We start from the raw sequence: 8,042 nt of genomic DNA, 5'->3' as shown, positions 1-8,042 counted from the left end.
CTTTGCTCTGCTTCAACCCACGCAACGGCCGGCGTCCGATATCCGGACACCGGGCGTTGCGTCCGTTGAAGCAGAGCAAAGGATGAGAAGGAACGACCCGACCGGCGGCCTGACGACCGGCGCCTGGAAGGAGCACGCATGACGCCCGAGGAGATCCTGGCCACCGACCGGGCGCACGTCTGGCACCCGTACGCCGCGCTGCCACCGGCGAACCCGCCGTACGTGGTGCGCGGCGCCGAGGGCGTACGGCTGACCCTGGCCGACGGCCGGGAGCTGGTGGACGGCATGTCGTCCTGGTGGGCGGCGATCCACGGCTACCGGCACCCGGTGCTGGACGCGGCCGTGACCGACCAGCTCGGCAGGATGAGCCACGTGATGTTCGGCGGGCTGACCCACGAGCCTGCGGTGCAGCTCGCGCGGACCCTGGTCGAGCTGGCCCCGGAGGGTCTGGAGCAGGTGTTCCTGGCCGACTCCGGCTCGGTCAGCGTCGAGGTGGCGGTCAAGATGTGCCTGCAGTACCAGCGGGCCATCGGGCGGCCACAGCGGCGCCGGCTGGCGACCTGGCGGGGTGGCTACCACGGCGACACGTTCCACCCGATGAGCGTCTGCGACCCGGAGGGCGGGATGCACCACCTCTGGGGCGACGTGCTGCCCCGGCAGATCTTCGCCCCGGTGCCGCCCGGCGGCTTCACCGACCCGCCCGACGAGGCGTACGTGGCGGCGTTGGTGGACACCGTCGAGCGGCACGCCGACGAGCTGGCCGCGGTGATCGTCGAGCCTGTCGTCCAGGGCGCCGGCGGGATGCGGTTCCACCATCCGGGTTACCTGCGGGTGCTGCGCGAGGTGACCCGCGCGCACGGGGTGCTGCTGATCTTCGACGAGATCGCGACCGGGTTCGGCCGTACCGGCGCGATGTTCGCCGCCGAGCACGCCGGGGTGGCCCCGGACGTGATGTGCGTGGGCAAGGCGCTCACCGGGGGCTACCTGACCCTGGCCGCGACGCTGTGCACCGCCGAGATCGCCAGGGGCATCTCCGCCGACGGCGTGCTGGCCCACGGGCCCACCTTCATGGGCAACCCGCTGGCCTGCGCGGTCGCCAACGCCTCCATCGGGCTGCTGCGGGCCGGGGACTGGGCGGCGCAGGTGTCCAGGGTCGGCGCCGGCCTGCGCGCCGGCCTGGAGCCGCTGCGCGCCGCCCCGGGCGTGGCCGATGTGCGGGTGCTCGGGGCGATCGGGGTGGTCCAGCTCGACCACGAGGTCGACCTCGGCGCGGCCACCGCGGCGGCCGTCGAGCGGGGCGTCTGGCTGCGGCCGTTCCGCGACCTGATCTACACGATGCCGCCGTACGTCACCGACGACGCCGACCTGGCCCGTATCGCGGCCGGGGTGGCGGCGGCGGTGGCGGCCGGCTGAGCGGTCCCGGTCAACGAGTACGCACCGAGGCGGTCCGCCGCCCGGACGAGAAGGGAAGTGCACAGATGGAGAGCTTCGGCACCCGCCTGCACCGGGCCGTCACCGAGCGCGGACCGCTCTGTGTGGGCATCGACCCGCATCCCGGTCTGCTGGCCCGGTGGGGCCTCGCGGACGACGTCGACGGCCTCGACCGGTTCTCCCGGACCGTGGTGGACGCCCTCGGTGACCGGGTTGCGGTGGTCAAGCCTCAGTCGGCCTTTTTCGAGCGATTCGGATCCCGCGGTGTGGCGATCCTTGAGTCAACTATCCGACAGTTACGAGAAGCCGGTTCGCTCGTTCTTCTGGACGTCAAGCGTGGCGACATCGGCTCAACGGTCAGCGCGTACGCCTCCGCGTACCTTGATCCATCCAGCCCGCTGTATGTCGACGCGGTCACGGCCAGTCCCTACCTGGGAGTAGGTTCGCTGGCGCCGATGTTCGAGTTGGCCGCCCAGCACGGCGGCGGGGTCTTCGTGCTGGCCCTCACCTCGAACCCCGAGGGCGCGGCCGTGCAGCGGGCCCGTACGGCCGACGGGCGGACCGTCGCGCAGACCGTGATCGACGAGATTTCCCAGCTCAACCGGGGTGCGGACCCCCTCGGCAGCTTCGGTCTGGTGGTCGGCGCGACCATCGGTGACACCGGTCATGACCTCTCCGGCGTGGGGGGTCCGCTGCTCGCTCCGGGGCTCGGCGCGCAGGGTGCGGGTGCCGCCGATCTGCGTACCGTGTTCGGTTCCAGCCTCGCTTCGGTGCTCCCGTCGTACTCCCGGGAGGTCCTGTCGGCGGGACCGGACGCGGACGCCCTGCGGGCCGCCGCGGACCGGGTGGCGGGCGAGTGCCGGGCCGTTCTGGCTGCCCGGTGACTGACTGACGGCTCGGTCACTTTGCGATGATCATCGCGCGCCCACGTTGCCGAAAGCTCCGTTGACCGCTAGTTTTCCCCGCGCTGGGAACCACGGACCCCTTGGTTCACAGCGACACCACGTTTCACAGATGCGGCGGTGCGCCCCGCCCGCCGCGATAGGGACCTGAGGAGAACTGGTGCCGCTCCCGTCACTGACCCCCGAACAGCGCGCTGCCGCGCTCGAGAAGGCCGCGGAGATCCGCAAGGCCCGTGCCGAGCTGAAGGAGCAGCTCAAGCAGGGCAAGACCACCCTCGGTGCCGTCCTCGAGCGGGCCGAGAGCGACGACGTCGTGGGCAAGCTCAAGGTTTCGGCCGTCCTGCAGGCGATGCCGGGCATCGGCAAGATCCGGGCTACCCAGATCATGGAGAAGCTCAAGATCGCTGACAGCCGTCGCCTGCGTGGCCTCGGCGAGCAGCAGCGCAAGGCACTGCTTGGAGAGTTCGCCGCCAACTGAACCTGGCAGCGTGTAGAAACAAGCAGTGAGCACGGATGACGAGGCGCGCCCGGCGGCTCGGCTCACTGTCCTGGCTGGACCTTCGGGTTCCGGCAGGGAGAGTGTCGTCGAGCTCGTTCGGGCGCGTTTCCCGTCCGTGTGGATCCCGGTGCCGGCAACGACCAGGCCGCGCCGGGAACCGGAGGTGGACGGAGAGCAACGGGTCTTCCTCGCCCCGGCCGAGTTCGAACGCCGGGTGGCCACCGGAGACCTGCTGGAGTGGTCCCGGATCGGCGCGTACCACCGGGGTACCCTCGACCCGCCGCTGCGCGCCCGGCTCGACGCCGGGCAGCCGGTCCTGCTCCCGCTCGACGTCGCCGGGGCCCGGCTGGTGCGGGCGCGACTGCCCGCCGCGCGGCTGGTGCTGCTGATCCCGCCCGGGCACCGGCCCGACGCCGCCGTGGCCGCCGCCTTCGCGCACACCCTGACGCACGACCACACCGATCGGGTCGCCGACGAGCTGGTAGGCTTACTCGGTTCTTCTTATCCGGATCCGGCCTGGTCGCGTGTACGCGGCTGACGGCCGGCCGCCGTTGAGACTCAGCACCGCGTCCGCGCGGCTCGAAAGACGCAGAGGTTAATTCGTGGGATCCATCGCCAACCCCGAAGGCATCACCAACCCGCCGATCGACGAGCTCCTTGAGAAGACGACGTCGAAGTACGCGCTGGTCATCTTCGCCGCCAAGCGCGCGCGCCAGGTCAACGCCTACTACAGCCAGCTCGGTGAGGGCCTCCTGGAGTACGTCGGTCCGCTCGTCGAGACGACCCCGCAGGAGAAGCCCCTCTCCATCGCCATGCGCGAGATCAACGCGGGCCTGCTCACCGCTGAGCCGACCGACCAGCCGTAAGCCCGCACCCGTCGATGTCCGCCTCGATCGTCCTCGGGGTCGGCGGCGGCATCGCCGCCTACAAGGCGTGTGAGCTGCTGCGACTCTTCACCGAGTCGGGCCATCGGGTCCGGGTCGTGCCGACCGCGTCGGCGCTGAAGTTCGTCGGGGCCCCGACCTGGGCGGCGCTCTCCGGTCAACCGGTCGCCGACGACGTCTGGTCCGACGTGCACGAGGTGCCGCACGTCCGCCTCGGCAAGCAGGCCGACCTCGTGGTGGTCGCGCCGACCACCACCGACCTGCTGGCCAAGGCCGCCCACGGGCTCGCCGACGACCTGCTGACCAACACGCTGCTGACCGCCCGCTGCCCGGTCGTGCTGGCTCCGGCCATGCACACCGAGATGTGGGAGCATCCGGCCACCGTCGCCAACGTCGCCACGCTGCGGGCCCGGGGCGTGCGGGTCATCGAGCCGGCCGTCGGGCGGCTCACCGGCGTCGACACCGGCAAGGGCCGGCTACCCGACCCGGCGGAGATCTTCGCGGTCGCCCGCCAGGTCCTCGCTCGGGGCGTGTCCGCCCCCGCCGACCTGGCCGGCCGCCGGGTGGTGGTCACCGCCGGCGGCACCCGCGAGCCGCTGGACCCGGTCCGTTTCCTCGGCAACCGCTCCTCCGGCAAGCAGGGCTACGCCTTCGCCCGGTCGGCGGTCGCCCGGGGCGCGCGGGTCACGCTGATCGCGGCCAACGTCTCCCTCGCCGACCCCGCCGGGGTCGACCTGGTCCGCGTCGGCACGACCGCCGAGCTGCGCGAGGCGACCCTCAAGGCCGCCGCCGAGGCCGACGCGGTCGTGATGGCGGCGGCTCCGGCCGATTTCCGACCGGCGACGTACGCGCCTGGCAAAATCAAGAAGTCGGACGACGGCGTCGCTCCCACCATCGAGCTCGTCACGAACCCGGACATCGCGGCGGAGCTCGGCCAGCGCAAGCGACCGGAGCAGGTGCTGGTGGTGTTCGCCGCCGAGACCGGCGACGCGGAGGCCAACGGCCGGGCGAAACTCGCCCGGAAGCGGGCCGACCTGATCGTGGTCAACGAGGTCGGCCCGGACCGGGTCTTCGGCGCCGACACCAACACGGTGACGGTCATCGGCGCGGACGGCTCGGTGAGCCGTCTGCCGGAGCAGGCCAAGGAGGCCGTGGCCGACACCGTGTGGGACCTCGTCGTGGCGCGGCTGGCCAACCGCTCCTGACGGGTGGAACAGCGCGCGACCGACCCCGACACCGGCCGCAGCGGTGACTAGACTGCCGCGGAACGACCTCACACGCTTAGGAGTGCCGTGACACGCCGCCTCTTCACGTCCGAATCGGTCACGGAAGGCCACCCGGACAAGATCGCCGACCAGATCAGCGACGGCATCCTCGATGCGCTGCTCGCCGAGGACCCGCACAGCCGGGTCGCGGTCGAGACCATGATCACCACCGGCCAGGTCCACATCGCCGGTGAGGTCACCACGAAGGCGTACGCCGACATCCCCACCATCGTCCGGCGCACCATCCTCGACATCGGCTACGACTCGTCGAAGAAGGGTTTCGACGGCGCGTCCTGCGGGGTCAGCGTCTCGATCGGCGCCCAGTCCGAGGACATCGCGCAGGGCGTGGACAACGCCTTCGAGCTGCGCACCGGTGCCTCGGAGAGCGCGCTGGACGCCCAGGGCGCCGGCGACCAGGGCATGATGTTCGGCTTCGCCTGCTCGGAGACCCCCGAGCTGATGCCGCTGCCCATCGCCCTGGCCCACCGGCTGGCCCGCCGGCTCGCCGCGGTGCGCAAGGACGGGACCATCCCGTACCTGCGCCCGGACGGCAAGACCCAGGTCACCATCGAGTACGAGGGGCTGCGCCCGGTCCGCCTGAACACCGTTGTGGTGTCCAGCCAGCACGCCGCGGACATCTCGCTGGAGTCGCTGCTCACCCCCGACGTGCGCGACTCCGTCATCGCGCCCGAGCTGGAGAGCCTCGGTCTGGACACCGACGGCTACCGGCTGCTGGTCAACCCGACCGGCCGGTTCGAGATCGGCGGCCCGATGGGTGACGCCGGCCTGACCGGCCGCAAGATCATCGTCGACACCTACGGCGGGTACGCCCGGCACGGCGGCGGCGCGTTCTCCGGCAAGGACCCGTCCAAGGTGGACCGCTCGGCCGCGTACGCGATGCGCTGGGTGGCCAAGAACGTGGTCGCCGCCGGCCTGGCCGAGCGGTGCGAGGCGCAGGTCGCCTACGCCATCGGCAAGGCGCACCCGGTGAGCCTGTTCATCGAGACGTTCGGCACCGAGACCGTGCCGGTGGCCTCGATCGAGAAGGCCGTCTCCGAGGTGTTCGACCTGCGCCCGGCCGCGATCATCCGGGACCTCAACCTGCTCCGCCCGATCTACCAGCAGACCGCCGCGTACGGCCACTTCGGCCGGGAGCTGCCGGACCTGTCGTGGGAGAGCACCGACCGGGCCGCCGACCTCAAGTCGGCCGCGGGAGCCTGACCGCCACCAGGCGTAGCGACCGGCGACCCGCGGACGGGTCGCCGGTCGCGCGCGTCTGCGTGGACGTCGCGCTGGCGCACCTGGACCGGCCGTTCGACTACCTGGTGCCGGCCGAACTCGACGACGTGGCGGTGCCCGGCACCCGGGTGAAGGTGCGCTTCGCGGGGCAGTTGGTCGACGGCTGGCTGCTGGCCCGGGCGGACGACTCCGGGCACACCGGCCGGCTCGCCTACCTGGAGAAGGTCGTCTCGCCCGAGCCGGTGCTGGCCCCCGAGATCGCCCGGTTGGCCCGGGCGGTCGCCGACCGGTACGCGGGCAACCTGGCCGACGTGCTCCGGCTCGCCGTGCCACCCCGGCACGCCCGGGTCGAGAAGGAACCCCACGACGAACAGCCCACCCCGACCCCCGAATTCGGCGCTGCCGGCGACGCGGTTGCCCCCGTCGTGGCGGGGGAGGCCGTCGACCCGAGGGGGTGGCGGGACTACCCGACCGGGCCGGCGCTGCTGCGGGCGCTCACCGACGGCCGGGCGCCCCGCGCGGTCTGGTCCGCGCTGCCCGGCGAGAACTGGGCCGCCCGCTACGCCGACGCGGTGGCCGCCACCGTCGCCGGTGGGCGGGGGGCCGTTGTCGTGGTGCCCGACGCCCGTGACCTCGACCGCCTCGACGCCGCGCTGACCGGCGTGCTGGGCCCGGGGCGGCACGTCAGCCTCTCCGCCGCCCTCGGGCCGGCCCGGCGCTACCGGGCGTTCCTCGCCGCCCGGCGCGGGCAGGTGCCGGTGGTCATCGGGACCCGGGCCGCGATGTTCGCCCCGGTGCCCCGGCTCGGTCTCGTCGCCGTCTGGGACGACGGGGACGACCTGCACTCCGAACCCCGGGCGCCCTATCCGCACGCCCGCGACGTGCTGCTCACCCGGGCGCAGCTCGGCGAGGCCGGCGCGCTGGTCGGCGGGTACGCCCGTACGGCCGAGGCACAACTGCTGCTGGAGACCGGCTGGGCCCGGGAGGTGGTCGCCGACCGGGCCACCGTGCGGGCGCGTATCCCGGCCATCGCGCCGACCGGTGACGACCCACAGCTCGCCCGTGATCCCGGTGCGGCCACCGCGCGGCTGCCCAGCCTCGCCTGGACGGCCGCCCGTGACGCCCTCCGGGCGGACCTGCCGGTGCTCGTGCAGGTGCCCCGGCGGGGCTACCTGCCCTCGGTCTCCTGCGCCGACTGTCGTACCCCGGCGCGCTGTGCGCACTGCGCCGGCCCGCTCGCGCTGCCGTCGGCCGGCGGCACCCCCGCCTGCCGGTGGTGCGCCCGGGTCGCCGCCGCGTACGCCTGCCCGCAGTGCGGCGGGCGGCGGCTGCGCGCCGCGGTGACCGGTGCCCGACGTACCGCCGAGGAGCTGGGCCGGGCCTTTCCCGACGTGCCGGTGCGGACCTCGGGACGGGAGGAGGTGCTGACCGACGTGCCCGGCGGTGCGGCGCTGGTGGTCGCCACCCCCGGCGCCGAGCCGGTCGCCGAAGGCGGCTACGGCGCGGTGCTGCTGCTCGACTCGTGGGCCCTGCTGACCCGGGCCGACCTGCGTGCCGGCGAGGAGGCGCTGCGCCGGTGGCTGGCCGCGACGGCCCTGGCCCGCCCGGCGCCGGCCGGCCGGGTGGTGGTGGTCGCCGACGGCGCGCTCGCCCCGGTGCAGGCGCTGCTGCGCTGGGACGCCGCCTGGTTCGCCGGCCGGGAACTGGCCGAGCGCCGCGAGATGACCGACCAGCACGGTGAGCTGGACGCCGCTCTCGAGCGGGTGAGCGATGCGGCCCGCCACCACCTGGCCGCCGTACGCGCCGCGCAGGCCGCGTCGAT

The 8,042-nt window shown here is 73.4% G+C and carries 8 protein-coding genes; all 8 read left to right on the top strand.

The genetic code is table 11. The features are described from left to right. Positions 1-138: 138 nt before the first annotated feature. Positions 139-1,413, top strand: coding sequence for an adenosylmethionine--8-amino-7-oxononanoate transaminase (locus ABZU46_RS29805; protein WP_354862962.1), 1,275 nt, complete (start codon positions 139-141; stop codon positions 1,411-1,413). A 65-nt stretch (positions 1,414-1,478) separates the two neighbouring features. Then, entirely contained in the window at positions 1,479-2,315 is an 837-nt protein-coding gene (gene pyrF, locus ABZU46_RS29800) for an orotidine-5'-phosphate decarboxylase (RefSeq protein ID WP_354862960.1), read from the top strand. 178 nt (positions 2,316-2,493) lie between these two features. Then, positions 2,494-2,811, top strand: coding sequence for an integration host factor, actinobacterial type (gene mihF / locus ABZU46_RS29795; RefSeq protein WP_007458370.1), 318 nt, complete (start codon positions 2,494-2,496; stop codon positions 2,809-2,811). A gap of 25 nt (positions 2,812-2,836) precedes the next feature. Continuing rightward, on the top strand, positions 2,837-3,370 hold the full coding sequence (locus tag ABZU46_RS29790) for a guanylate kinase (RefSeq protein ID WP_354862959.1): 534 nt from the start codon (positions 2,837-2,839) through the stop codon (positions 3,368-3,370). A gap of 64 nt (positions 3,371-3,434) precedes the next feature. Further along, positions 3,435-3,698 carry a DNA-directed RNA polymerase subunit omega gene (rpoZ, locus tag ABZU46_RS29785; RefSeq protein ID WP_007075826.1) on the top strand — a complete coding sequence of 88 codons (264 nt, stop codon included), beginning with the start codon at positions 3,435-3,437 and terminating at the stop codon, positions 3,696-3,698. Between the two features lie 14 nt (positions 3,699-3,712). Continuing rightward, entirely contained in the window at positions 3,713-4,921 is a 1,209-nt protein-coding gene (gene coaBC, locus ABZU46_RS29780) for a bifunctional phosphopantothenoylcysteine decarboxylase/phosphopantothenate--cysteine ligase CoaBC (protein ID WP_354862957.1), read from the top strand. Between the two features lie 87 nt (positions 4,922-5,008). Then, positions 5,009-6,202 carry a methionine adenosyltransferase gene (gene metK / locus ABZU46_RS29775; RefSeq protein WP_354862956.1) on the top strand — a complete coding sequence of 398 codons (1,194 nt, stop codon included), beginning with the start codon at positions 5,009-5,011 and terminating at the stop codon, positions 6,200-6,202. A gap of 59 nt (positions 6,203-6,261) precedes the next feature. Further along, positions 6,262-8,042, top strand: a 1,781-nt coding sequence (locus ABZU46_RS29770) for a primosomal protein N' (protein ID WP_354862954.1), incomplete at its 3' end; no start/stop codon positions are given.

It is taken from the genome of Micromonospora sp. NPDC005197 (assembly GCF_040608295.1).
GTDB lineage: Bacteria > Actinomycetota > Actinomycetes > Mycobacteriales > Micromonosporaceae > Micromonospora.
The sequence above is the reverse complement of the archived record's forward strand: the minus strand, read 5'-3'. Positions and strand labels throughout refer to the sequence as shown.

What these genes read in the sequence shown, in the direction of transcription:
- pyrF (WP_354862960.1), top strand. Translation starts at nt 1,479, where the DNA reads ATGGAGAGCTTCGGCACCCGCCTGCACCGGGCCGTCACCGAGCGCGGA.
- coaBC (WP_354862957.1), top strand. Translation starts at nt 3,713, where the DNA reads ATGTCCGCCTCGATCGTCCTCGGGGTCGGCGGCGGCATCGCCGCCTAC.
- ABZU46_RS29805 (WP_354862962.1), top strand. Translation starts at nt 139, where the DNA reads ATGACGCCCGAGGAGATCCTGGCCACCGACCGGGCGCACGTCTGGCAC.